Source organism: Phaeobacter sp. JH20_08 (assembly GCF_048056635.1).
Taxonomy (GTDB): Bacteria; Pseudomonadota; Alphaproteobacteria; order Rhodobacterales; family Rhodobacteraceae; genus Phaeobacter; species Phaeobacter bryozoorum.
On record NZ_JAYMVV010000022.1, the window covers coordinates 26,577 to 49,383 of the forward strand.

The window sequence follows — 22,807 nt, forward strand, 5'->3', positions numbered from 1 at the left end:
AGGGACGGCCTCATGCTATTGCGTCAACTTTTTCCTGAAGTTTTCCCAAATCTTACGAATTGTAACAGCCGTTCGCCCAGCGAACACAGATCGTCCCACCGGGGCCCCCTGTCGCAGGCTAAGCTCTTTGCGCAGGCCCGTCGGGATGCTAGCCATGCGGCGGGGAGACAGCATGAACCGATCCGAGAAACACCGCGCCACAATGACCACCGCCGGGCTCAACCTGATTGCCCAGGCGATGTCGATCTATGACAGCGAGCTGCGCCTTGTTGTGTGCAATCAGCGTTTTCAGGAGATGTTCGACCTGCCCGATGCGTTGATCACCCCGGGTGCACGCTTTGACGAGACGATCCGGCATATTGCCACCAGCGGTGAATATGGACCGGTCGATGATATCGAGGGGTTCGTGCAGCAGCGCGTTGATCAGGCGCTGGATTTCGTGCCCCATTATCTGGAACGCGAACGCGCCAACGGTCAGGTGATCTCTATCGAAGGGGCACCTCTGCCTCAGGGGGGCTGGGTCACGGTCTACACCGACATCACCCGGACCAAGCGAATTGAACAGCTGTTGCGGGCCCGGTCCGAGGAAATGTCCGATCAGCTGATCGCCCATACCGAAGAGCTGTCAGCCACCAACCGCAAACTGGCCGCGACGATCACCGCACTGGAAGAGGCGAAGCGTCAGCTCACGGAGATGGAAGCGCGCACCCGCCTGACGACCGAGATGATGCCCGCCCATATCGCCCATGTCGACGCCGAGGGCTATTACACCTATACCAACCGGCGCCTCAGTTCGGTGTTTCCCAGCCGTCCGTCCGAAATCCTCGGCACGCATATCGCAGAGGCGCTCGGCGCGGCCGCCTATGACAAGATTGCACCGCATCTGATGGCGGCCTACCAGGGCGAAAGCCCGGTGTTCGAGTTCACTGAAAGCCATGACAGCCGCCGGATCCGGGTGGCCTTCACCCCCGATGACACCGGCGGCGTGTTCATCCTGTCGATGGATGTGACCGAGGAAACCCAGACCCGTGTCGCCCTGCAACAGGCCCGCCGCCGCGAAATGGCCGCTCAGATGACCAGCGGGCTGGCGCATGATTTCTCGAACCTCCTGACCATCATCCTCGGGATGCAGGGCAAACTGGCGAAATCCGATCTGACCCCGGAGGCGGCCGATCTGGTTCAGGCCACGCTCTCCGCTGCCCGCCGTGGCGGGCGCCTCCTCAACCGTATTGCCGAGATGACCGGACACCGCAGCCTGCGTCCGCGCGCCACCGATCTGCACGGCCTTCTGCAAGAGCTGAAGGTCCTGGCGACGCCTTCGCTGCCCCAGGGCATGGGCCTTAGCATCGTGGATCACACGCCGGATGTGCGGCTGCTGCTGGATCCGGGCAAACTGCAGGATGCCCTTTTGAACCTTATTCTGAACGCACGTGACGCCTGCGGCAGTCAGGGTCAGATCACTGTCAGCGCCCATGTCGTCGGGCAAACCTGGCTTGAACTCAGCGTTACCGACACCGGACCGGGCTTTTCCAAAACCGCGCTGGAGAAGGCATTGAACCCTTTCTTCACCACCAAGGGCGGCGAAGGATCAGGTCTGGGCCTGCCGATGGTCTACGATATGGCCAAATCCACCGGTGGGGACATGCGGATCGGCAATACCGTTTCCGGTGCCAGCGTGACCCTGCGCATTCCCTATCGGCTGGCACCGGATGCCGCCGGCGGGCTGGCGCTGCTGGTGGAGGACAGCGAGGAGCTGCGCGCCACCTTCCGCGATATGCTGATTGATCTTGGCTATGCCGTGGTTGAGGCCACAAGCGTGGACGAAGCCTGCGCGCTGACCGCAGATATCGATGGCATCTCTCTGGTCCTGTCGGATATCAAGCTGCAGGGCAGCGCCACCGGGATCGACCTGGTCGACCGCTTGCAGGGCTCTCGCCTGCCCTGCATTCTGATGACGTCCCTGCCGACCAGCGATCCTCTGTTCCGCATGGCGCTGAAACGTTGCCCGGTGTTGCAGAAACCCTTTACCACTCATCAGCTTTCAGCGCTGATCAAATCGGAACCCGCCGCATGAGCCGACCCCTGATCACCATTCTTGACGACGAGCCGGAGATCCGCCGCATCCTGACCGACACGCTGGAGGAAGCCGGATTTCGCACCCAGAGCTTTGCCCGCGCCCGCGAATTTGAGGCCTCTCTCAACCGGGTGACTCCCGATGTCTGCCTTGTCGATCTCTCGCTGCCCGATACCGATGGGCTGGCGCTGGTGCATCGCCTCGCGCTGGAACAGGGGGCGGCCGTGATCATCATTTCTGGACGCGCACAGGTACAGGACCGTGTTACCGGGCTGGAGCTCGGGGCAGATGATTACATCACCAAACCCTTTGACCCGGCCGAGGTGGTGGCGCGCATCCGCGCCCGGCTGCGCGGGGGCCCCCGCACCGCGGCAACCACGGGAAACAGCGCCTCGTTTTCCGGCTGGACCGCGCATTTCGATCGCTACATCCTTGAAGATGACAGCGGCGCAGAGACCCCGTTTTCACATGCCGAGGGCGAGGTGCTGCGGCTGTTCCTGGAAAGCCCGAAACGGCTGATTTCCCGCGCCCAGATGCAAGAAAGCCTAGGCGGTGGTGCTGGCGAAAGCTTTGATCGGGCCATGGATGTGCGCATCTCGCGATTGCGCACCAAGCTGCGCGAAGACCCGAAGAACCCGCGCCTGATCAAGACGATCTACGGCGCCGGCTATATCTTCCTCGGCGATGTCAGCTGGCTCTGATCACGCCGCCGTCGGCTCGAAATCCAGCCGCCAAAGCTCTGGGAGTACTCCGGCCAAAGCTCGGACTGGACGCAGCGAATCGACGGCGATATGATTCGGGTATGGCTACCTGTCTGCTCTATCGCCAACACCCGGCGCGGGTCCCGCGCTTCTATCGGATCGAACTTGCGATGAACCTCTTCGCTGAAGTCTCCGTTCTCAGGGAATGGGGGGTGGCCGGCGGCAGCGGGCAGAGCGCCATCAATATCTACGGCAACCTGCGCGAAGCCTCGATCGCGGCGGATCAGCACCGCAAACGGATGCTGAAACGGGGCTATGACCGCGCCTGATCTGCGATAAGCCATCGCATACCGCCGTCGCCCATCAGCTCAAGATCCCCTTTCACCCACCGTACAGCGCGCCGGTTTACGGCGGCCCAATTCCCCGCGCGCCCATTGCGCAACAGCTGTAAAACAAGGTCTTTTGTGTGGTTCTTCGTTAAGCTTTTGTTCGTTTGTTTCGCACGCGAAACATTTGGTCCGAACCGGACCTAATCTACCTGTCACCGTGCCGCCCGACTGGATTGGATCCGAAATCGACAACTGGCCCTTTCCACCGTTGAAAAGCTTGCTTAAGACTTGCCCGGACGCAAAGGAACACGCCATGACGCATATCACGCTGATCCGCCACGGACAGGCCAACACCAGCGCCCGCGACGAAGCGAGCTATGACCGGTTGAGCGATCTGGGCCATCAGCAGGCACGCTGGCTTGGCGCGCATCTGAGCGAGACGCGCGCGCATTACACCCGCGTCTATTGCGGCACGCTGACCCGCCATCTGCAAACCGCGACTGCCATGGGGCTTGAAAACGTGGTGCAGGATCCGCGACTGAACGAAATGGAATACTTCAATCTGGCCGAGGCGATGCAGGCCCAGCACGGGCTGAAGATCCCGACCGAACGGGAAGGGTTCATCGAGCACATGCCCAAGGTTTTCTCCGCCTGGGCTGCGGATGAGATCACCAACCCGCCAGAAAGCTGGCGAGACTTTGAAACCCGCACTCGCTCCGCCTTGGCCGAGATCTCCGCAGGCGACGGGCCGGCCCTGGTGGTCACATCCGGCGGGCTGATCGCGATGGCCATGCGGCAGGCGATGGGGCTGGATACCACCGGAATGGCGCGCATGGCGCTCGCGATCATGAACAGTTCGATGCACCGGCTGCACGCGATCGGCGGTCAGCTGAGCCCGGTGCTGTTCAACGCGGTGCCCCATCTGGAAGCCCCGGATCGGCATTACGCACAGACCCATCTGTAGGCCCGACATCCGACCGGGGACCGCACTATCTGAGGGAGGGACAGGATGATGCAGCTCTATTATGCACCCAGGACGATTTCGGTGGCCGTCGCCATCGCTCTGGAAGAGTCCGGACTGGACTACGAGCCGATCCGTATTGACTTCGCAGCCAAGGAACAGCTTGGCACCGCCTATGCCCAGATCAACCCCAAGGGCCGTGTCCCGGCGCTGGTGGTGGATGGCGGCATCCTGACGGAAACCGGCGCCTTGCTGGAATATGTGGCCGATATGGCCCCCGATGCCGCTCTGCGCCCCCGCGAGGCGGTCCTGCTGGCCCGCATGCGTGAGGTGATGTTCTATCTCGCCTCCACCATGCATGTGAACCACGCCCATAAACTGCGCGGAAGCCGCTGGGCAAACAAGACTTCCAGCTTCAAGGACATGCAGGCCAAGGTGCCACAGACCATGGCCGCCTCCTGCGACTATATCAGCCAGTTCGGACTGCGCGGCCCTTACGTGCTGGGCGACACCATTAGCCTCGCGGATTGCTATCTCTATGTGATCTGCACCTGGCTGGAGGGCGACGGCGTGACCCTCGCCAACTACCCAAAAATTCAGACCTTCATGGCGGCTATGGAACAGCGTGACTCGGTACACGCGGTGACCGCCAAGGGCATGCTGTAAAGGACAAGACATGACACATCTATGGGTACGGGCCGAACAGCGCCCGAATGAAGAACGGGTTGGCCTGACGCCCGAAGGTGCCAGAGCGCTCATCGACGCCGGGCTGAAGGTCACGGTCGAGGAAAGCACGGTCCGCGCCATCCCGTTGCAGGGCTACATTGACGCCGGCTGCGAGATCGCGGCAGAGAACAGCTGGCCCGACGCCCCCCGCGACGCCATCATCTTCGGCCTGAAAGAACTGCCCGAAGACGGCACTCCGCTGCCGCACCGCCACATCATGTTCGGACATGCCTACAAGGGGCAGCACTCCGGCAAAGCGCTTCTTGAACGGTTCCAGGCCGGCGGCGGCACGCTCTACGATCTGGAATATCTGGTCGATGAAAGTGGCCGCCGGGTTGCGGCCTTCGGCTATTGGGCCGGCTATGCCGGTGCGGCCGTCACGCTGAAAACCTGGGCCGCGCAGCAGCGCGGTGAGCTCTGCGGCCCGGTTGGCGTCTACGAGGGCAAGGATGCGCTGCTTGCCGAGCTGAGCGCAGAGCTGGATGGTCTGAAAACCGACCGCCCCTCGGCCATCGTCATTGGCGCCCTGGGCCGGGTCGGCACCGGGGCCGCCGATATCTGCGAGGCGATGGGTGTCGCGGTCACCAAATGGGATATGGCAGAAACCGCCAGCGGCGGCCCTTTCCCCGAAATTCTGGCCCACGATCTCTTTCTCAACTGCATCTTCGCACGCCCCGGCACGCCGGTCTTCGTCCCGCAAGAGGCGCTGACCGCTGATCGTCGGCTGACCGCCATCGGCGATGTCGCCTGCGATCCTGATAGCGACTACAACCCGGTTCCGGTCTATGACCGCGCCACCACATGGAAGGCCCCTGCCCTGCGGGTCGCCCAGGATCCCGTACTGGACGTCATGGCGATTGATAACCTGCCTTCGATGCTGCCGGTCGAAAGCTCCGAAGACTATGCAGCCCAGCTGCTGCCCTCCCTGCTGACCCTTACCGATCTTGCCAGTGGCGTCTGGGGCCGGGCGGAAACCACCTTCAAGGACCATCTTCCGGGCTGACCATCGCCGGAACCAAACAACGGAGACTGACAATGACAATCCATTGGTGCGGCACCGGCCTGTCCGCAATCCCTGGCCTGCGCCGCCTGCTTGAGGCGGGCCATGACGTCGCGGTCTGGAACCGCACTCCCGATAAGGCGCGCGAGGCAATCGGCGATCTGACAACCAATATCCATGCCTTCAGCCTTGCCAATCTGGGCCAGATGCTCAGCCCCAAGGATGTGATCGTCTCGATGCTGCCCGGTGACTGGCATGTGCCGCTGGCTGAGCTGGCGATTGAGCATGGCGCCCATTTCGTGTCGTCCTCTTACATCGCCCCGGAGATGCGCGCGCTGGACCAGCGGGCAAAGGACGCCGGTGTCTGCCTGATCAACGAGGTTGGCCTCGACCCTGGCATCGACCACCTGATGGCCCATGCGCTGGTTGCCGACTATAAGGCCTCCAAGGCCTTCGATGCGGACAATGAGATCAGCTTTATCTCCTACTGCGGCGGCATCCCCAAGACACCGAACCCGTTCCGCTACAAATTCAGCTGGTCGCCGCTCGGCGTGCTGAAGGCGCTGCGCTCCCCGTCGAAGTCGATCCGCGATTTCAAGGCGCTGGACGTCGCCCGCCCCTGGGATGCGATCTCCTCCTACGAGGCACCGCTGCCCGCATCCGAAAGCTTCGAAGTCTATCCGAACCGCGACTCGCTCCCTTTCATGGCGCAGTATGAATTCGGCGCGGACTGGAAGGTAAAAGAATTCGTTCGCGGCACCCTGCGCCTCAACGGCTGGGCCGATGCCTGGGCGGATGTCTTCAAGGAGGTCGAGACACTATCGGGCGCCGAAGGCGATGCCCGGCTCAAGGAAATGTCGGATCAATTCTGGGCAGAGAATGCCTATGACGACGGTGAGCCAGACCGCGTGGTGCTTTGCGTCGGGCTGAAAGCCGAAAAAGACGGTGCCGAAGTCTGGCACAAGACCTATGTGATGGATGCCTGGGGTGACGAACGCGGCACGGCGATGGCGCGGCTGGTCTCCTACCCGGTGTCCTTCGCCATCGAGGCTGCCATCAACGGCAAAATCGCTCCCGGCGTCAGCGCCGCGCCCAGCGACGCCGATCTGGTGGATCAGTGGATGGGTAAGATCGGTGTGCTGGCCCAGCATCTCGAGGTGGTCGACAGCACGTCTTAAACCCACGCCCCGGCTGCCGACTGCGCGGAAGATAGCCATCTTCTGGCCCCAAATATCCCGGGGTCCGGGGCAGAGCCCCGGCGCGACAGGCCATGCGGGCGCCACACCTCGGCGCCCCCTGCCATACCGATCTGCCATCGCAACCCGTCAGCGGAACGCTCAGCGCCCGATGACATCCTCTTCGACGCTCTGAACATCAATCCCCAGCGCGTCCAAGCCGGATTCCAGATTATCCGCCAGATGTGGTGTCCCGATCAGGTAATCCGCAGTCGGCGTGGTCGCCTCCTGCTGAGCGGTTGCGATGGCCTCCTCCAGATCGTCGGCGTCGAAACTGCCTCGGCCAATCCACATGATCGCAACCAGCTCGGCCTGCTCATCCTCGCCCATGCGGTCGATAAACGCCCTGAGCTCCCCCTCGGCGCGCGATAGCTCGCGCGCCATCATGGCCACTTGCGCCACCTTTCGGGCACTGATCTCCAGCATGGGCTCGTCCTCCATTGTCCGCGCTGTTCATGAGGATCAGACCCCATTGCCGCGTGGCTGTCCTTGATCTGGGGCAAGAACCGCAGAAGCCGCCAGACCGCGCCCCCGGGGAGGCCGGCGGGCGACGGATCAGCTGTCTTTGGCGTAGATCTCGATCAGCCTGCTGCGCCCGCGCAACGTCACCGGCGCCAGGGCAACCCAACGCTGGCGCGCGGGGGCGATACCTGCGATCTCAAACGTAACAGCTGAGGCAATGATGGTCTGCGGAACGGTCTTGCTGTGCTGCTCGAGGCGGGAGGCGGTGTTGACCGCATCTCCAAAGACCGAATATTCCAGCCGCGCCGCATTGCCGACAACACCAGAAAACACCTCACCTGCGTGAACGCCGATGCCAATGTCCACCGGCGGTTCGCCCGCAGCGACGCGCCGGTCCGACCAGCGGTGAATGGCCTCGCTCAGCGTCGCCGCACAGGCCAGAGCCCGGGCGGCGCCATTTGCGCCGCCGCGCGCCACAGGCGCATCATCAAACAGCAGCATTGCCGCATCGCCCATATATTTGTCGATCATTCCGCCATGCCGGGTGGCGCTGAATTCCACCTCATTGCGGAATGCGGTGATGAAATCTCCGACCTCCTGCGGATCACGTGATTCCGACCAGCGGGTAAAGCCGCGGATATCGACAAACATCACGGCCATCGGCTGGCGCTGGCCCTGTTGCAGCGCCGAAAGCCCGCCATCCGCGAGCTGATCGGCCACCTGCGCCGGCAGATAGCGGGTCAGGTTGGCGCGCGCCTCAGCCGCCGTCAGCTCCCGGTAAAACAATCGCCGCATCCGCGCAGCCGCCACAACCATGACCAATCCGGCCAGCAGGATCATTGTCAGCTTCATCACGTTTGCCGGGCTGTCCAGCACGCTGTACAGACTGCCCATCTGCCCCACATCCAGCCGGGTCACCGGCCAGAAGATCAGGATCCCCAGCCCACCGGTCAGCAGAACCGTCGTATACAGCTGCAGGCGCGGGTCCATCCGCATGACACCGTAGGCCAGCACCAGCGGAACCAGCCAGGCCGGCGGCAGCAGCAGCGCCACGCCTCCGGGGTAGTTGCTGTTCTCAAGGCTGAACCAGACATTGAAGAGCAGAAAGGCACAGTCCGCCGTCACGCTAATCCAGGACATCCAGGGCCGGAACCACCCGAATGTCGTCGCAGCAAAGGTAACGATACCGAGGGTCAGATAGGCAAACATCGTCAATAGCGCAAACAGCAGCTGACGATGCAGGAAGGGCGCCAGAGAGCTGAAGTCCACCCCCGACATCGTCACCACGAATACGGCAAACAGGCCCAGCGTCACCGCGATCCGCAGAACCGACACCAGCCGCTCTGCCGCGATTGAGGCCGTGTTCAGCAGGGGAGCGATGGTGGTCTGTTGCATCAGCTATCGGAACGCCCCAGCGGAACGACATTCACCGGATCGGGGGGCTGACCGATGCCAGCTGATGTCGGGGCAATTTCTTCAAAGTCGAAGTTGTCCAGCCGCTGCGCCCGGCGTCCGGCCTTGTCAGCGCTGATCTTGATCTCCGCGATGTCCTTTGCCGCCATGCCGAAATGGCGGTCCAGATTACCCACCCGGTCGCCCAGACGTTCGACATCCTTATGCAGAAGCCCCAGCTCGCTGCGGATCGCGCCGGCCTGTTCGCGCATCCGCGCATCCTTGAGAATGGCGCGCATCGTGTTCAGCGTGGCCATGCAGGTGGTTGGCGAAACGATCCAGACCTTGGCGGAGAAGCCCTCGCGCACAATGTCGGAAAAATTGGCATGGAGTTCGGCATAAACAGCCTCGGAGGGCAGGAACATCAGCGCGCCATCCGCCGTTTCGCCCTCCAGTATGTATTTCTCTGAAATCGCCCGGATGTGGCCCCGCAATGCCGCCTTCAGCTGGCGCGCGGCGCTGGCGCGCTGCTCCGGTGTCTCGGCGTTGCGCAGCGCCTCATAGGGTTCCAGCGGAAATTTGCTGTCGATCACGATCGGACCGGGGGGATTGGGCAGATGGATCAGGCAATCGGCGCGCTTGCCGTTGCTCAGCGTGTGCTGAAAGGCATAGCTGTCAGAGGGCAGCGCCTTGGAGACGATATCATTCAGCTGGATTTCTCCAAAAGCGCCGCGCGTCTGCTTGTTTGCCAGGATGTCCTGAAGCCCCAGGACATCACCCGACAGCTTCGTGATATTGTCCTGCGCCTTGTCAATCACCGCCAGCCGCTCCTGCAATTGAGTGAGCGAGGTGACGGTGCGTTTGGTCGACCCGTGCAGGCTCTCCTGCAAGCGCTCCTGCATTTCGGCCAGCGCGCGGGCCTGCCGCAGCGCGTTGTCGGAGAGACGGTCGTTGACCTGCTGCTGCACAGCGCCGAGCCGTGCCTCAACGGTCTGGATCATCTGCATCTGCGCGTTGGCCTGCGCGTCGGAGACATGCTGTAGCCCGCCGCGCAACTGCTGAACGCTTTGTCCCAGATGAGCCATCTGCTGTGCGATCGGGTCCATGCTCGCGGCAGCGCGTGCATGGCTGCGCAGCAGCATGACGAGCCCCACCATCATCAGACCACCAATCCCCAGAAGCACCAGCATCTGCGGCTCTGCGCGCTCCAGAAAGAGCAGGACCGACTCCATCAGCTCCGCCCGAACAGACGTTCGATATCGGCCAGTTTCAGCTCGACATAGGTGGGACGCCCGTGGTTGCACTGCCCGGAATGCGGCGTTGCTTCCATTTCGCGCAGCAGGGCGTTCATTTCCTCGCCGCGCATCCAGCGGCCCGAGCGGATGGACCCATGGCAGGCAACCCGGCTGAGGATGGCTTCGATCTTGGCCTGAACCAGCTGGCTTTCGCCCTGATCATCCAGCTCATCAAGGATATCGCGCACCATCGCTGTGGCATTGACAGTGCCGAGTATGGCCGGGGTTTCACGCACAGCGATGGCGCCGCCACCGAAGGCTTCGATGCCCAGACCAAAGCGGCCCAGATCATCGGCCACCGCCAGGATACGGGCACAATCCCCCTCGCTAAGCTCGACGATCTCGGGGATCAGCAGGGCCTGCGCAGCGACGCCGGTCTCGGCCATCTGGCGTTTCAGCTTCTCGTAGACCAGCCGTTCATGGGCGGCGTGCTGATCGACGATCACCATACCGTCGGCAGTCTGGGCAATGATGTAGTTCTCATGCACCTGCCCGCGTGCGGCACCAAGCGGCAGATGCTCGGCCCCGGGCGCAGAGGTTTCGGGTCTGTCCGAGGGCTGACCCGGGGCCATCGCACCTTTGGGCGCCTCTGTCACACGGCCGCTATAGGCGCTGGCCAGCTCAGCAAAGCCGGGCGACACCGATTGCGCCGGATGAGCAGGAGCAGGCGCGAAGCTCTCTGGTTGCTGGGCTGCATAAGAAAGGCTGCGCGCGCCCATTGACGGCCGATCCATCTGGTAGATCCGCGGGCCGCCAGCGCCGGCCGGATCTGGCGAGGTGGCTTCTGGGCGCATCGCCCCCAGGGTCGCGCCCGCAACCGTGGACGAGGCCCGATGACCGGCCTCCGCCAGCGCATGGCGCAGCGCTGAGACGATCAGACCCCGCGCCACACCGGGATCGCGAAACCGGACCTCGGACTTCGCGGGGTGGACGTTCACATCAACCAGCGCCGGATCGCAGTCCAGAAACAGCGCCGCTGCCGGGTGGCGGTCGCGGCTGAGAAAATCGAAATAAGCCGCCCTGAGGGCACCGGTCAGCATCTTGTCCTTAACCGGTCGGGTGTTCACAAAGAGGAACTGCGCCACCGCGGCGCCCCGCGAATAGGTCGGCAAGGCCGCATAGCCAAAAAGCCGGACCCCCTCTCGGGTGGCATCAATCTTGAGCGCGTTTTCCGCAAATTCGCGCCCCAGAACCGTCGTGAGCCGCCCGTGCAGCGCATCGAAAAGATCACCCGACAGCGGGTCCGCGCGAAAGGTCACCCGCCCCTCACCGCCGCCGGAGACATCACGCAAGGTAAAGCCAACCGATGGTTCCGCCATCGCCAGCCGCTTGATGACGTCGCCAATGGCCTGCGTCTCGGCGCGGTCGCTGCGCATGAACTTCAGCCGGGCGGGCGTGGCGTAGAACAGATCCCGCAGCTCAACCACGGTGCCTGCGCGCAGGGCGGCAGGTTTCACCGGCTCCATCTGGCCACCGGCGACGCGAATCCTCGCGGCCTCGTGTCCCTTGGCGCGGCTGGTAATGCTCAACCGTCCGACAGCGCCGAGTGATGGCAGCGCCTCACCGCGAAAGCCGAAGGTATGGATGTTCAGCAGGTCAGATCCGTCGATCTTGGAGGTGGCATGTCTCGACAGCGCCAGCGGTAGATCTGCCGGTGCCATGCCGCAGCCATCATCGGTCACCCGGATCAGCGTCTTGCCACCATCCGCGATGTCGATGGTGATCCGAGAGGCCCCCGCATCAATGGCGTTTTCCACCAGTTCCTTGACCGCCGAAGCAGGGCGTTCGACCACTTCTCCCGCAGCGATGCGGTTGATGGCACTGTCATCAAGCTGCCGGATGATCGGTTGTGAACTGTCGCTGATTTGGGGGTCTGCATATGCCATGCCGCAATATTTAGCATGCCGCCGCGCGATTCTTCCAGCCGCAATCCGTCCTGTCGGGCGCAGTCAGCGGCCTGTTGATCAGACCCCTGCTGGCGCCCCGGCCCGGTGACGGCACGGGCCGAACCGTGCCGCAATCGCCAGCAACAGACCCGAAACCGTTGCGATCATCCCGGCGGCGCTTACGGCGTCCGCAGCACCAAGCCAGAGCGGGCCATAGCCCGCCAGGACATAGCCGACAACCGCTGAAACCACAGCAAACCCGACGCTCCACCCCAGCTGACCCTCCAGTTGGTTCGACATCATCCGCGCTGCGGCCGGCGGGCAGATGAACATCGCGATCACGATGATCGACCCCACCGCATCAAAGGCCGCAACGGCGGCGATTGCAGCAGTGATCACCAACCCCAGCCCCAACAGATCGGTGCGGATACCCAGCGTGCGGGCAAACCCCTCATCAAAGGTCGCAATCTTAAGAGGGCGCCAGAACAGCGCGATAAAGACGGTGACCCCGATCAAGGTCAGCCCCATGCGCAACAGCTCGGTCGGCAAATAGCTGAGCGCCACCGGATCCAGCAGCGATTCCCAGCCGGTGGCATCAAGCCAGATCAGGCTTTCGAGATTGCCGTAGAGCGCGTGTTCCACATCCAGATGAACCGCCGATGTATCGGTCTGCTCCAGCAGCAAGACCCCGCCTGCGAACATGGTGGTGAAGACCACGCCCATGGCGGCCCCCGGCTCGATCCGGCCAAGGCGGCGGATCAGTTCGATCACAACCACGGCAACGATGGCGGCTCCAGCGGCCCCCAGCATCATCGGACCCGCTGCGATCACCCCGGTCAGGAGGAAAGCAACAACGATACCCGGTAGAACAACATGGCTGATAGCATCTCCAATCAGCGCCTGCCGACGCAGCAGCAGGAAATTCCCCGGCAGCGCACAGGCTACGGCGGCAAAGACACCGATCAGCAGAGGTGTCAGGGACAACGGGACAAATTCAGCGCCGCTCATGGCAGAACCTCACGGGGGCCGCCCATGCGGCGGTCAATGTCGGAAATCTGGTCGGCAGTCAGAACCGTCTCTATCTCGCGCAGCCCATCATATAGCGCCGCTGCCGCCTCATGTGTCTGGTCGCTGCGCACCAGCGCCCAGCGATGTTCGTCTCGCAGCGCCTTGGCGGCGCGGGCGCGGCCCTGTTCCGTGGGCACCCCATCGGCGCGTAAGAGGCCACGCTGGCGCAGCAATCGCAGGGTCAGCGGCTCATAGATCACCTGATCCTGCGCCAATGCCAGCAGCCCCTGGCGCAGATGGACCCGGCGCTGAAACCGCCGATGGCGCAGCACAGCCGCCAGCACCCCGCGATTGGGAGCCAGCAGAAGCGACAGGGCAAAGAGGCCAAAGCTCATCAGGACGATGATAGGTCCGGTGGGCAGGTTCGGCGCCGATGCAGATACCGCCGCACCAAGATAGGCTGACAGCCCGCCGGCACCGCCAGCCAGCAGCACCACCAGATCGGACCGCTCGGTCCAGAACCGGGCGGTGACGGCCGGGATGATCAGCAGCGCCACGATCAGGATCAGGCCGACGATTTTCAGCCCGACAACGGTGACAGCCATCACCAGCCCCATCATCATCATGTCGATACGGGAGACGGAGACACCCTGTGACGCGGCGTACTCAGGGTCAAAGGCCACCAGGGTCATCGGGCGCCGCAGCAGCAGGATCAACAGCAGCGTGGCCGCGCCACCTCCCGCAATCACCAGCGCATCGTTCCACAACATGCCTGCCGTAGAGCCAAGCAGGAACCCCTCCAGCCCAGCCTGACGGCCCACCCCCAGCGTCTGGATCACCGTCAGGATCACGATCCCGAACCCGAAGAACACGGAGAGCACGGCGCCAATCGCGGCGTCCTCGGCCAGACGGGTACGGCGGGTCAGCCAGTTGAGGCACCACAGCCCGGCCATCGCCGAGAGTGCCGACCCAAGGAGCAGACCGGCCAGATTGCGACCATCGCCGCCAAGCGCGACCATTACCAGAAAGGCAAGCCCGACACCGGGCAAGGTGGCATGGCTGATGGCATCGCTGACCAGCGCCCGTTTGCGCAGGAAAAGGAAGGTTCCGGTGATGCCGGCGGCGATGCCAAGCAATGTGGCGCCAATTGCGACCAGCGTCGCATTATAGCCCATTTGCAGCAGCAGGGCGTCCCAAAGCATCAGAATGGCCCGCCGCTCTGTGGGAGAATAGATCCGGGTGCCACGGCCAGCTGGTCAACCTGCGCAGTGGCCAACCGCCCGCCATAGGCGCTTTGCAGGGTTTCGGCGGTAAAGGCCTGTGCAACCGGACCCTCTGCGACTTTGCGTGTGTTGATCAGGAAGACATTGTCGAAATACTCGCCGACGGTGGCAAGATCGTGATGCACCACAACCACTGTCCTGCCATCTGCGCGCAGCTGTTTCAGCACCGCGATAATGGCCTTCTCGGTCGCGGCATCGACACCGGCAAAGGGTTCGTCCAGCAGATAAAGATCTGCTCCCTGAGCCAGCGCCCGCGCCAGAAAGACCCGTTGCTGCTGACCCCCGGACAGCTGGCCAATCTGGCGGGTGGCGAAATCGCCCATCCCGACACGGTCCAGACAGGCCTGCGCCTCGGTGCGATGGCGTCCGGTGATGCGGCCCAGCAGGCCCAGCTCGCGGTAGAGCCCCATCATTACAACGTCAATCACCCGTGTCGGGAAATCCCAGTCGACGCTGGCCCGTTGCGGGACATAGGCAATGCGGGCCCGTTGGCTGTCCAGCGGCTTGCCAAAGACCTGCACCCGCCCTGAAACTGGCGGCACGATGCCAAGCGCGGCCTTCAGCAAGGTCGATTTACCAGCTCCATTCGGGCCGATGATGGCCGTCATCCGTCCCGGCTCCACTGTCATATCGACAGAGAAAACGGCTGGCTTCTCGCCGTAGGTTACGGTCAGCCCCCTGATGGCCAGCGGCGACCTGTCAAGGCTGTGGGTGATTCCCTCAGCGGCAGTGGGCGCGCCATTGTCGCGGGCCAGTTCCACGCTCATCTCATCGGTTCCCTTCAAAATCCGGCACCGGACAGGCGGCCGGACATGCCCTTAGGTGGCACCTTGGCGCCAAGAGCAGCCGCGATGGTGGTCATATTATGATCCAGCATCCCGACATAGGTGCCCTCATAGCTGCCATCGGCGCCCATCGCGTCGGAGAACAGCTCTCCGCCGATGCGAACCTCATGGCCTTGCGCCGCTGCCCCTTCGATCAGGGCACGCATCGAACGATCCGAAACCGAGCTTTCGACAAAGACGGCAGAGATCTGACGCGCCACCAGCATATCGACCAGCGCGCCAATGCGATTGAGGCCGGCTTCGGATTGGGTGGAGATGCCTTGAATGCCCAGCACCTCAAACCCGAAGTCACGGCCAAAATACCCAAAGGCATCATGCGCCGTGACCAGCACCCGATTTTCGACCGGCACCTGGGCCAGGATGTCGTTGCCGTAGGCGATGAGCTGATCCAGCTCTGCCAGATGCGCCGCTGCATTGGCGGCAAAAAGATCGGCCTGATCCGGACGCGCATCACTCAGCGCCGCCTGAACCTCTGCGACCATGTCCTTCCACAGGGCCGGGGTCATCCAGACATGGGGGTCATATTTATCTGCATAGGCGTCATGGCCGCGCAGCTTATCCTTGTCCAGACCGTCGGCGACGGCAACCACCGTCCGTTTGCGCGCCAGATCGTGGAAGAACTCTTCCATCTGTGCCTCAAGATAGAGACCGTGCCACAGCACCAGATCTGCACGGGTCATCGCCACAATATCGGACCGTGTCTGCCGATAGGCGTGCGGGTCTACCCCGGGTCCCATCAGGGCGCGCACCTCGACTGCATCACCGCCAACCTGGCGGGCGGCATCGGCGATCATGCCAGTTGTTGCCACCACTTTCAGCGGGGCATCCGCCCGCGCAGCAGAGCCGTCTGAGCCGCCGAACGTCGCGGCAACGAGCCCGGCAAAGGCCATCACAGCAGCCAGCACCAGCTTGTGGGCGATCTTCATTGATGTGCTGAGCTTCGAACGCATGGAGCTGATCCTCTGATTGTCATCTGACATCAATAAGAGCGCTCAGCGATGTCCTGTCAATGAAAATGCGACTTATTCGCAAAAAGAAATGAGAATGGTTCGCAAGAATAGATAATTTTTGTCCAAACAGTCAAAATTTTACCCCAGACAACCCTGCCCTTGCTTGCCAAGCTTGGGTGGTCGTGCGATTTTCGCACCGAACTCGAATGAGGATTCCCGGCATGGAAAGCCAAATTGCAGAGCACACCGCGCAGCTGCCGCAGGTGGGCGAACCGCGTAACCCCGGCATGGAGCTGGATCTGGACTGGGCGCTTGGGGTTGAGGCAAACACCTCCGCCATCGAACGTCGCTGTGCCACGCTGCCAGGTCGGCGCAGCGTCAAGAAAGACTATCAGGCGGCCTGGCTGCTGAAGGCGATCACGCTGATTGACCTGACCACACTCTCCGGTGATGACACCGTGGGGCGTGTGCAACGGCTTTGCGCCAAGGCGCGCCAGCCTGTGCGCAGCGACCTGATGACCGCCCTCGGCATGGAGCCGATCACCACCGGCGCGGTCTGCGTCTATCACGACATGATCGAAACCGCTGTCGACGCGCTGGAGGGCACGGGTATTCCGGTGGCCGCCGTGTCTACGGGTTTCCCCGGCGGCCTGTCGCCGTTTCACCTGCGCCTCGCCGAGATCGAAGAAAGTGTGAAGGCCGGGGCCAAGGAGATTGATATCGTGATCTCCCGTCGTCACGTGCTGTCCGGCAATTGGCAGGCTCTCTATGATGAGATGAAAGCCTTCCGCGAGGCCTGTGGCGACGCCCATGTAAAGGCCATCCTCGCCACCGGAGAGCTGGGCACATTGCGTAACGTTGCGCGTGCCTCGCTGATCTGCATGATGGCGGGTGCTGATTTCATCAAGACCTCGACCGGCAAGGAAAGCGTCAACGCCACGCTGCCGGTCAGCCTGGTCATGATCCGCGCCATCCGCGACTATCACGAGCGCACCGGCTACCGCGTTGGCTACAAACCCGCTGGTGGGATCTCAAAGGCCAAGGATGCGCTGGTATATCTTTCGCTAATCAAGGACGAGCTGGGCGACCGCTGGCTGCAGCCGGATCTGTTCCGCTTTGGCGCGTCCAGCCTGCTGGGCGATATCGAACGGCAGCTCGAACACCATGTCACCGGCGCCTATTCCGCCGGCTACCGCCACGCGCTGGCCTAACCTTCAGATGCCACCCCCGGATGCCTGAAGGGCCTCCGGCCCGCTTCCGGATCCGGGCAAGCAGCGACAGACACAAGGCTCGACACATGACTATCAAAGAGATTTTCGACACCATGACCTATGGCCCCGCCCCCGAAAGTGCAGCTGAGGCGCTGGCCTGGCTGGTGGATCAGGGCGCCCGGTTCGGCCATTTCATCGACGGCGACTTCACCGCACCCGGCGACGGGTTCGACAGCAAGAACCCGGCAACCGGCGAGGTTCTGGCCACATTGACCCAGGCCAGCCAGTCGGATGTCGACAGCGCTGTTGCCGCGGCGCGCAAGGCGCAGGGCAAATGGGCTGCCCTCGGCGGCGCCGGCCGCGCACGCTATCTCTATGCCATCGCGCGGCTGATGCAGAAACACGCGCGCCTGTTTGCGGTTCTGGAAACGCTGGATAACGGCAAGCCAATCCGCGAAAGCCGCGACATTGATGTGCCGCTGGCGCAGCGCCATTTCTACTATCACGCAGGCATGGCCCAGCTGATGGAAAGCGAACTTCCCGACCGTGAGGCGCTGGGTGTCTGTGGGCAGATCATCCCTTGGAACTTTCCGCTGCTGATGCTGGCGTGGAAGGTCGCGCCGGCCCTGGCCATGGGCAATACTGTGGTGCTGAAACCTGCGGAATACACCTCGCTTACCGCCCTGCTGTTTGCCGATATCTGCCGTCAGGCGGGCCTGCCCAAGGGTGTTGTGAACATCGTGACAGGCGATGGCGCCGTGGGGGAGATGATCGTCGGGGCCGAAGTCGACAAGATCGCCTTTACCGGGTCCACCGCCGTCGGCCGCCGCATTCGCGAAGCCACCGCAGGCAGCGGCAAGGCGCTGACGCTGGAGCTGGGCGGCAAATCTCCCTACATCGTCTTTGACGACGCCGATATCGACTCCGCCATTGAAGGTCTCGTTGATGCAATCTGGTTCAATCAGGGACAGGTCTGCTGCGCCGGCTCGCGACTTCTGGTTCAGGAAGGCGTCGCCGACCGTTTCCACAGGAAACTACGCGCACGGATGGACAAGTTGCGCATCGGCAATCCGCTGGACAAGAGCATCGACATCGGCGCCATTGTCGACCCGGTGCAGCTGACCACCATCAGCGAGATGGTTGCCGCCAATTCGGCCGGCCGCATGTATCAAGCGCAGATCGATGTGCCGGAGCGCGGGTGTTTCTACCCGCCCACCCTCATCGAAGGTCTGGCGCCCTCCGACACGCTGATGCAGGAGGAGATCTTTGGTCCGGTTCTGGTATCGACCACCTTCCGCACCCCGCCCGAGGCTGTAGAACTGGCGAATAACACCCGCTACGGTCTGGCGGCGACGCTCTGGACTGAAAACGTCAATCTCGCGCTGGACATCGCCCCCAAACTGGTTGCCGGAGTGGTCTGGGTCAATGCCACCAATCTCTTTGATGCGGCCGCAGGATTTGGCGGCACCCGTGAAAGCGGCTTTGGCCGTGAAGGCGGCTGGGAAGGGCTTGGCGCCTACACCAAGCCAAAGGGCAAGGTCAAAGCTCTTGACCAGATCAAGGGTTTTGACGGTGAAGGTGCACCGGTTGATGCCGTGGACCGCACCGCAAAACTCTATATCGGTGGCAAGCAGGCGCGCCCGGATGGCGGCTATTCCAAAGCCATCCATGGCAAATCCGGCGCGCTGCTGGGCCACGTTGGCCTCGGCAACCGCAAGGACGTGCGCAACGCAGTGGAGGCCGCAGCCGGGGCCAATGGCTGGGCCAAGACGACGGGCCATCTGCGGGCGCAGATCCTTTACTACATCGGCGAAAACCTATCTGCGCGGGCTGGCGAATTTGCCGATCGGATCGACCGGATGACCGGCAAGTCCCAAGGCGCGCAGGAGGTCGAAACCTCGATCCAGCGCCTGTTCACCGCCGCTGCCTGGGCCGACAAATACGACGGGCAGGCCCATGGTGTGCCAATCCGCGGTGTGGCCCTGGCGATGAAGGAACCTGTTGGGGTGATCGGCGCACTCTGCGCGGATGAGGCGCCCTTGCTGGGCCTGATCTCGGTGCTGGCACCCGCCATTGCCATGGGTAACCGCGTGGTCCTGGCCGCATCCGAGGCCTACCCGCTGGCGGCGACCGACTTCTATCAGGTGCTGGACACATCCGATCTGCCCGGTGGCGTCGTCAATATCTTGACCGGCCGTCACGCCGAACTGGCCGAACCGCTGGCCGCCCATCTCAATGTAGATGCTGTCTGGAGCTTCTCCTCCTCTGACCTCTCCGCCGCGATCGAGGCTGCCTCCGCCGGTAATCTCAAGCGTACATGGGTCAACAATGGCATGGCGCTGGACTGGACGTCGGACCACAGCCGCCGCTTCCTCGAGGCCGCAACCGAGGTAAAGAACATCTGGATCCCCTACGGCGAATAAGCCGATGGGTGCAGCCCAAAGGGGCTGCACCCGCCATATCCTGCAAAAAGGGCGCTACCAGAAATGGTAGCGCCCTTTTTTCCGTTTGATATCCCGCCAGCCCAGCTCAGTTGGTGGATTGCAGACCTTCAGGACGACCCACCACGATGAAATGCAGCTGATCCGGCAGCAGGATCTCCGCTGCCACCTTGTTGATCTCGTCCAATGTCACTGCATTCACCTTGTCATTGCGGGTGGCGACGTAATCAATGGGCAGGTCATCCATCTGCATGCCCGCCAGAATGGACGCGATCCGGCTATTGCCATCAAAGCGCAGTGGGTAGGCCCCGGTCAGATAGGTCTTTGCATCCGCCAGTTCCTTCTCCGTTACACCCTCGGCTGCCAGCTTCGCCCATTCGGTCTGGATCACCTCAACCGTCTCGGCGATCTTGCCATTGGCCGAGGCGACGGAGCCCATGTAGACAGCACCAAGATCACGCGGAACCAGGTAGCTGTAGACACCGTAGGTGAGGCCGCGTTTCTCGCGCACCTCCGACATCAGGCGGCTGTCAAAAGACCCCCCACCGAGGATCTGGTTCAGCAGATAGGCCGCAAAATACCGCGGGTCGTCGCGCTTGATGCCGATATGACCAAACAGCGCCACCGATTGGGGCGTGTCGTAGTCAACAACGGTCACGCCCCCTTCGATCGTGACATCTGCAGGTCCCGGAATTGGCGCGCCTTCCGCTGGCAGATCCGCCAGCAAAGTATCGAGAAGCGCTCCCAATTCCGCCTCGGTGATATCCCCCACCGCCCCGACGTAGAGCCGGTCGCGGGCAAAGACCGCTTCATGCGCATCAAACATGTCCTGTCGGGTGAGGGCGGTCACGCTCTCGATGGTCCCGTTTCCTTCGGTGCCGTAGGGATGATCGCCAAAAGCCATCTGCGAGAACACGCGCCCGGCAATGTCATTGGGATCTTTCGCATCGGAGCGCAGTCCGGCGAGGACCTGCGCACGCACCCGGTCCAGTGCATCCTGATCAAAGCGCGGCTCGTGGATGGTCTGACGCAGCAGATCAATCGCCTGATTGCGGTTCTCGCTCAGGAATTGCGCCGAAATGGACACGGTATCCTTGTCTGCATCATAGGAGAACCCCGCCGCCAGGCTTTCCAGCGCGCGGGCGTAGTCCTGGGCAGGCAAGGGTCCGGCGCCCTCTTCCAACAGGCCGGCCATCAGATAGGTCGCGCCACGCTTTCCCGGTTTGTCGAGCGATGTGCCACCGCGAAACCGCAGTTCCAGCGCGGTAAAGGGGATGCTGTGATCCTCGACCAGCCAGGCGGTGATGCCACCGGGAGAGGTGACCTCCTTGATTTTCACCTCTGCCCAGACAGGCAGGGCGAAGAAACAGACGGCCATTACCGCCGTGATGAGCTTTATCGCCTTCATTGGCTTACCTCTTCATCTCGCATCATCCAGCCGGTCACCGAGACCTCCGGTCGCAGCACTTCGCGGGCAACTGCGATGATTTCATCCGCCGTGATGGATTGCAGGATGCGGGGCCAGGCCTGCACATCCTCAACCGTCAGTCCCGAGGCCAGCGCCCGGCCATAGCGGTTTGCGATCCCGTCGACATTGTCGCGGGCATAAACTTCGGCGGCACGCAGTTGCAATTTGATCCGCTCCAGCTGTGCCTCATCGACGCCCTCTTCGAGGAACCGGGCAAAGGTCGCATCAAGCGCGGCCTCGGCATCCTCAAGGCTGATGTCCGCCCCCGGCACGATCAGAAAGTCGAAGGTGGTGTCGTCCAACGAGACATCGGAATAGAAAACCCCGGTATAGACTGCCACCTGCTGGTCGAACTGTAGCGCATTGGTCAGATACGACGTGCTGCCGCCGCCCAATAGTTCGGCCAGAAGATATAGCGCCGCTGCGCGTTCCTGCGCACCACTGTCACGTTCAGGCGCCAGATAGGAGCGCTGGACAAAGGGCTGCGCCACACGCGGATCCTTGAAGATAATGCGGCGGGCAGCGGTCTGCGGAGGCTCCTTGCTGCGGAGCCGTTCGGGCAGCTCCGGGTTGGCCGGGATCTTGCCATAGCTCTCCTCGGCAAGGCGACGCACCTCTGCGGGATCGACATCACCGGAGACCACCAGAATCGCATTATTGGGGGCGTAGTATGTCCCGTAAAAGGACAGCGCATCTGCCATGTCCAGCTCTTCCATCTCATGGCGCCAGCCAATGATCGGCTGCCCGTAGCGATGGTTGAGATACTGCGCCGCATTCAACTGCTCACGAAACAACGCGCGCGGCTCGCTGTCGGTGCGCTGGTTGCGTTCCTCCAGAATGACTTCGCGTTCGGTTTCGATATCCTGTTCGGTCAGGCGGATATTGACCATGCGGTCGCTTTCCATCTGCATCATCAGCCCCAGGCGATCCGCTGCGACACGCTGGAAATAGGCGGTATAGTCATAGCTGGTGAAAGCATTGTCCCGCCCGCCATTGGCCGCAACCGTGGCTGACAGCTCTCCGGCCTCCATCGTATCGGTGGCCTTGAACAGCAGGTGTTCGAGGAAATGCGCCACGCCGGATTGGCCCACAGGTTCGTCGGCGGAACCGGCGCGGTACCAGACCATATGCTGAACAACGGGCGCGCGATGATCCTCGATCACGACCACCTGCATGCCATTGTCCAGCACAAAGCTTGTGACCATGTCGCTTGCATCGTTCGGCGCATCGGCGCCCTGTGCCTGCGCTGTCTGAACAAAGTTGCCGGACCTCAGAGTCGCCAAATCCATGGCCACGAGGGCTGCAACAAGCGCGCTGGCCCTGATGATCCGGCGGATCACGGGTTTCATAGGGGGGATCATTGGTGATCTCCTTTTTTGCGGTACGCCAGCGGCAATGGGTAGACCGGTAGCGTCAAAATAGACAAATGCAGCCGGTCAGACAGGGCCACCTGCCCGCGATGGGCAATGCTATACGCCACCCTGTCCGTGTGGGGGCGTGCAAAGTAGCAGGTCCGATCCGACGACATATCATTGGCATT

Annotated in this window: 19 protein-coding genes; 9 read left to right on the forward strand and 10 right to left on the reverse strand. The window is 62.6% G+C overall.

Annotated elements, in window-relative coordinates:
* Positions 1 to 172 precede the first annotated feature (172 nt).
* From VWY75_RS18585 to VWY75_RS18615, 7 genes are all read left to right on the forward strand, one after another.
* On the forward strand, positions 173 to 2,074 hold the full coding sequence (locus tag VWY75_RS18585) for a PAS-domain containing protein (protein ID WP_416536731.1): 1,902 nt from the start codon (positions 173 to 175) through the stop codon (positions 2,072 to 2,074).
* Positions 2,071 to 2,775, forward strand: a complete 705-nt coding sequence (locus VWY75_RS18590; protein WP_340546871.1) for a response regulator transcription factor — start codon at positions 2,071 to 2,073, stop codon at positions 2,773 to 2,775. The genes VWY75_RS18585 and VWY75_RS18590 overlap by 4 nt, the downstream gene beginning before the upstream one ends.
* 101 nt (positions 2,776 to 2,876) lie before the next feature.
* Complete coding sequence (locus VWY75_RS18595; protein ID WP_340546872.1) at positions 2,877 to 3,104, forward strand: WGR domain-containing protein; 228 nt, start codon at positions 2,877 to 2,879, stop codon at positions 3,102 to 3,104.
* 313 nt (positions 3,105 to 3,417) lie between these two features.
* Positions 3,418 to 4,068, forward strand: a complete 651-nt coding sequence (locus tag VWY75_RS18600) for a histidine phosphatase family protein (protein ID WP_340546873.1) — start codon at positions 3,418 to 3,420, stop codon at positions 4,066 to 4,068.
* Positions 4,069 to 4,116: 48 nt separating this feature from the next.
* Complete coding sequence (locus VWY75_RS18605) at positions 4,117 to 4,731, forward strand: glutathione S-transferase family protein (RefSeq protein WP_416536737.1); 615 nt, start codon at positions 4,117 to 4,119, stop codon at positions 4,729 to 4,731.
* Between the two features lie 10 nt (positions 4,732 to 4,741).
* On the forward strand, positions 4,742 to 5,794 hold the full coding sequence (locus VWY75_RS18610; protein ID WP_416537821.1) for a saccharopine dehydrogenase: 1,053 nt from the start codon (positions 4,742 to 4,744) through the stop codon (positions 5,792 to 5,794).
* 32 nt (positions 5,795 to 5,826) lie between these two features.
* Positions 5,827 to 6,969: a saccharopine dehydrogenase family protein gene (locus VWY75_RS18615; protein ID WP_416537820.1), complete on the forward strand. Its 1,143-nt coding sequence runs from the start codon at positions 5,827 to 5,829 to the stop codon at positions 6,967 to 6,969.
* A 159-nt stretch (positions 6,970 to 7,128) separates the two neighbouring features.
* On the opposite strand, the gene VWY75_RS18620 is transcribed toward VWY75_RS18615, so the two are convergent.
* The 8 genes from VWY75_RS18620 to VWY75_RS18655 all read right to left on the reverse strand — a co-directional run bounded on the left by VWY75_RS18620 (position 7,129) and on the right by VWY75_RS18655 (position 16,087).
* Positions 7,129 to 7,452, reverse strand: a complete 324-nt coding sequence (locus VWY75_RS18620) for a DUF3775 domain-containing protein (protein WP_340546876.1) — start codon at positions 7,450 to 7,452, stop codon at positions 7,129 to 7,131.
* Between the two features lie 129 nt (positions 7,453 to 7,581).
* Positions 7,582 to 8,883, reverse strand: a complete 1,302-nt coding sequence (locus VWY75_RS18625; protein ID WP_416537633.1) for an adenylate/guanylate cyclase domain-containing protein — start codon at positions 8,881 to 8,883, stop codon at positions 7,582 to 7,584.
* Positions 8,883 to 10,112, reverse strand: coding sequence for a DNA recombination protein RmuC (locus VWY75_RS18630; RefSeq protein WP_416537634.1), 1,230 nt, complete (start codon positions 10,110 to 10,112; stop codon positions 8,883 to 8,885). Before VWY75_RS18630 ends, VWY75_RS18625 begins: the two co-directional genes overlap by 1 nt.
* Complete coding sequence (mutL, locus tag VWY75_RS18635; protein WP_416537635.1) at positions 10,112 to 12,061, reverse strand: DNA mismatch repair endonuclease MutL; 1,950 nt, start codon at positions 12,059 to 12,061, stop codon at positions 10,112 to 10,114. The genes VWY75_RS18630 and mutL overlap by 1 nt, the downstream gene beginning before the upstream one ends.
* Positions 12,062 to 12,139: 78 nt before the next feature.
* On the reverse strand, positions 12,140 to 13,069 hold the full coding sequence (locus VWY75_RS18640) for a metal ABC transporter permease (RefSeq protein ID WP_340546880.1): 930 nt from the start codon (positions 13,067 to 13,069) through the stop codon (positions 12,140 to 12,142).
* The gene (locus tag VWY75_RS18645; RefSeq protein ID WP_340546881.1) at positions 13,066 to 14,271 is read right to left on the reverse strand and encodes a metal ABC transporter permease; all 1,206 of its coding nucleotides are present in this window, start codon (positions 14,269 to 14,271) and stop codon (positions 13,066 to 13,068) included. The genes VWY75_RS18640 and VWY75_RS18645 overlap by 4 nt, the downstream gene beginning before the upstream one ends.
* Entirely contained in the window at positions 14,271 to 15,119 is an 849-nt protein-coding gene (locus VWY75_RS18650; protein ID WP_416534495.1) for a metal ABC transporter ATP-binding protein, read from the reverse strand. Before VWY75_RS18650 ends, VWY75_RS18645 begins: the two co-directional genes overlap by 1 nt.
* A gap of 14 nt (positions 15,120 to 15,133) precedes the next feature.
* A complete protein-coding gene (locus tag VWY75_RS18655; protein WP_416537710.1) occupies positions 15,134 to 16,087 on the reverse strand; it encodes a metal ABC transporter solute-binding protein, Zn/Mn family in 954 nt (317 codons plus the stop codon).
* Positions 16,088 to 16,368: 281 nt separating this feature from the next.
* Here VWY75_RS18655 and deoC point away from each other — a divergent pair, with 281 nt between their 5' ends.
* Entirely contained in the window at positions 16,369 to 17,358 is a 990-nt protein-coding gene (gene deoC / locus VWY75_RS18660; protein WP_340546884.1) for a deoxyribose-phosphate aldolase, read from the forward strand.
* A gap of 86 nt (positions 17,359 to 17,444) precedes the next feature.
* On the forward strand, positions 17,445 to 19,781 hold the full coding sequence (locus VWY75_RS18665) for an aldehyde dehydrogenase family protein (RefSeq protein WP_416537636.1): 2,337 nt from the start codon (positions 17,445 to 17,447) through the stop codon (positions 19,779 to 19,781).
* Positions 19,782 to 19,887: 106 nt separating this feature from the next.
* Here VWY75_RS18665 and VWY75_RS18670 read toward each other — a convergent pair whose 3' ends face one another.
* Both VWY75_RS18670 and VWY75_RS18675 read right to left on the reverse strand, forming a co-directional pair.
* The gene (locus VWY75_RS18670) at positions 19,888 to 21,207 is read right to left on the reverse strand and encodes a M16 family metallopeptidase (RefSeq protein ID WP_416537637.1); all 1,320 of its coding nucleotides are present in this window, start codon (positions 21,205 to 21,207) and stop codon (positions 19,888 to 19,890) included.
* Complete coding sequence (locus VWY75_RS18675) at positions 21,204 to 22,628, reverse strand: M16 family metallopeptidase (protein ID WP_416534492.1); 1,425 nt, start codon at positions 22,626 to 22,628, stop codon at positions 21,204 to 21,206. Before VWY75_RS18675 ends, VWY75_RS18670 begins: the two co-directional genes overlap by 4 nt.
* Positions 22,629 to 22,807 lie beyond the last annotated feature (179 nt).

Coding starts and splice junctions, on each gene's coding strand:
- VWY75_RS18650 (WP_416534495.1), bottom strand. CDS start 15,119: ATGAGCGTGGAACTGGCCCGCGACAATGGCGCGCCCACTGCCGCTGAG.
- VWY75_RS18670 (WP_416537637.1), bottom strand. CDS start 21,207: ATGAAGGCGATAAAGCTCATCACGGCGGTAATGGCCGTCTGTTTCTTC.
- VWY75_RS18600 (WP_340546873.1), top strand. CDS start 3,418: ATGACGCATATCACGCTGATCCGCCACGGACAGGCCAACACCAGCGCC.
- VWY75_RS18665 (WP_416537636.1), top strand. CDS start 17,445: ATGACTATCAAAGAGATTTTCGACACCATGACCTATGGCCCCGCCCCC.
- VWY75_RS18620 (WP_340546876.1), bottom strand. CDS start 7,452: ATGCTGGAGATCAGTGCCCGAAAGGTGGCGCAAGTGGCCATGATGGCG.
- VWY75_RS18625 (WP_416537633.1), bottom strand. CDS start 8,883: ATGCAACAGACCACCATCGCTCCCCTGCTGAACACGGCCTCAATCGCG.
- VWY75_RS18585 (WP_416536731.1), top strand. CDS start 173: ATGAACCGATCCGAGAAACACCGCGCCACAATGACCACCGCCGGGCTC.
- VWY75_RS18630 (WP_416537634.1), bottom strand. CDS start 10,112: ATGGAGTCGGTCCTGCTCTTTCTGGAGCGCGCAGAGCCGCAGATGCTG.
- VWY75_RS18590 (WP_340546871.1), top strand. CDS start 2,071: ATGAGCCGACCCCTGATCACCATTCTTGACGACGAGCCGGAGATCCGC.
- VWY75_RS18655 (WP_416537710.1), bottom strand. CDS start 16,087: ATGGCCTTTGCCGGGCTCGTTGCCGCGACGTTCGGCGGCTCAGACGGC.
- VWY75_RS18675 (WP_416534492.1), bottom strand. CDS start 22,628: ATGATCCCCCCTATGAAACCCGTGATCCGCCGGATCATCAGGGCCAGC.
- VWY75_RS18645 (WP_340546881.1), bottom strand. CDS start 14,271: ATGCTTTGGGACGCCCTGCTGCTGCAAATGGGCTATAATGCGACGCTG.
- VWY75_RS18610 (WP_416537821.1), top strand. CDS start 4,742: ATGACACATCTATGGGTACGGGCCGAACAGCGCCCGAATGAAGAACGG.
- mutL (WP_416537635.1), bottom strand. CDS start 12,061: ATGGCATATGCAGACCCCCAAATCAGCGACAGTTCACAACCGATCATC.
- VWY75_RS18640 (WP_340546880.1), bottom strand. CDS start 13,069: ATGAGCGGCGCTGAATTTGTCCCGTTGTCCCTGACACCTCTGCTGATC.
- VWY75_RS18605 (WP_416536737.1), top strand. CDS start 4,117: ATGCAGCTCTATTATGCACCCAGGACGATTTCGGTGGCCGTCGCCATC.
- VWY75_RS18615 (WP_416537820.1), top strand. CDS start 5,827: ATGACAATCCATTGGTGCGGCACCGGCCTGTCCGCAATCCCTGGCCTG.
- deoC (WP_340546884.1), top strand. CDS start 16,369: ATGGAAAGCCAAATTGCAGAGCACACCGCGCAGCTGCCGCAGGTGGGC.
- VWY75_RS18595 (WP_340546872.1), top strand. CDS start 2,877: ATGGCTACCTGTCTGCTCTATCGCCAACACCCGGCGCGGGTCCCGCGC.